Annotated in this window: 1 protein-coding gene and 1 pseudogene; both read left to right on the forward strand. The window is 57.2% G+C overall.

Annotation, left to right across the window (positions count from 1 at the left end):
* Positions 1-570 precede the first annotated feature (570 nt).
* A pseudogene (locus EPD82_RS05575) lies at positions 571-908 on the forward strand (transposase); the annotation flags it as partial.
* The gene (locus EPD82_RS12045; RefSeq protein ID WP_206202216.1) at positions 900-1310 is read left to right on the forward strand and encodes a hypothetical protein; all 411 of its coding nucleotides are present in this window, start codon (positions 900-902) and stop codon (positions 1308-1310) included. The pseudogene EPD82_RS05575 and the gene EPD82_RS12045, both read left to right, overlap by 9 nt.
* Positions 1311-1325 lie beyond the last annotated feature (15 nt).

Below are 1325 nucleotides of genomic sequence, written 5' to 3' on the forward strand. Positions count from 1 at the left end.
TGCTACAATCTTGTCCATGCGTCGCTTGTTTATGATTTTTCTGCTGGTATTGATGCCGCTGCAGCTCAGTTGGGCAGCGATTGCATCCTATTGCCAGCACGAAACTGGGGCCGCAGCCAAACACTTCGGTCACCATGACCATCAGCACAAGGCTACTGATGGTAAAGAGACAGCACCCGATCCAGCCAAAACCGGTGGCGGTGACCCTGATTGCGCATCCTGCCATGCGGGGTGTTCATCAGCCCTGCCTGGGGAGGTGACTCTCCCGCCGATGTTCAGCTCGTCCCTAGACATAGCGGACTACTGGCTGCATCTTACGTCGCCCCCTTTCGAACGCTTAGAACGCCCGCAGTGACGTGTCCTCGCCTGATCGGCGGGGAGCGCGTTCCTTCCCTCGTCGTCACTAAAGCAGTCGCGCTTGGTGCGTGACCGCACAAAGCCGCCTTTGCGCCGCTGACGTGACGATGTAGCAGGCGATCATTTGGATCGCTCTCCGCCGATTTCCTTGAGGTTGCCCCTGAAAACAGGAGTTCTTAACCCTTGTTGAAAATACCGACAAGGAGTTCAGAGATGAGTGACAAGCAGGTGCGTGCGCAGTACACGCGAGAGTTCAAGCAGGAGGCTGTTCGGCAGGTCCGCTCGGGTCAGGCGATTGCGGTGGTGGCCAAGGTGCTGGGCATTCCCAAAGCGAGCCTGGGCAACTGGGTACGGCTGTCAGCCAAGGGAGAATTGGACGGTGCGGGCGGTGGAGACAAGAGCATCCAGGTCTCGCCCGAGCAGATGGAGATAGCCCGGTTGCGTGCAGAGAATGCTCGCCTTCGCATGGAGCGCGACATCGCAAAAAAAGCCGCGGCGTACTTCGCGCAGGACACGCTGCGAGGTACGCCTGGATTCACCAAATGAGAAAGCTCGTGTCTTTGAAATCACTGGAGAATCGGATGTTGAAGAGTATTCACAAGCAAAAACGACGGGCGTCACTTGCCGTTCATAGGGCTACAAAAAAGGCAACTGCAGCGGGCCTGCTTATTGCGCTCACCGCAGGGGTATCTTTTGCCCAATCGCTGCCTGCTGCGCAAGCGAACCGCACAGCCCAATCTGAGTCGCAGGCCGATGTGGCGACGCTTCTGACGTTGCAGAGAGCCATCGCGTTGGCGCTCGACGGCAATCCAGACCTTACCGTCGCAAAACGTGAAATTGAGGCTACTTGTCAGGTCCCGGACGATTGCATTGATCCGCGACGTCGTGCATTATTCATAGGTCGCGAGACGATGCGTGAGCTGATCGAGGAGCTACGGAGGCAAAAGTCATGATGGTTCGACTGCACA

This window comes from Tepidiphilus succinatimandens, from assembly GCF_006503695.1.
Classification (GTDB): domain Bacteria; phylum Pseudomonadota; class Gammaproteobacteria; order Burkholderiales; family Rhodocyclaceae; genus Tepidiphilus; species Tepidiphilus succinatimandens.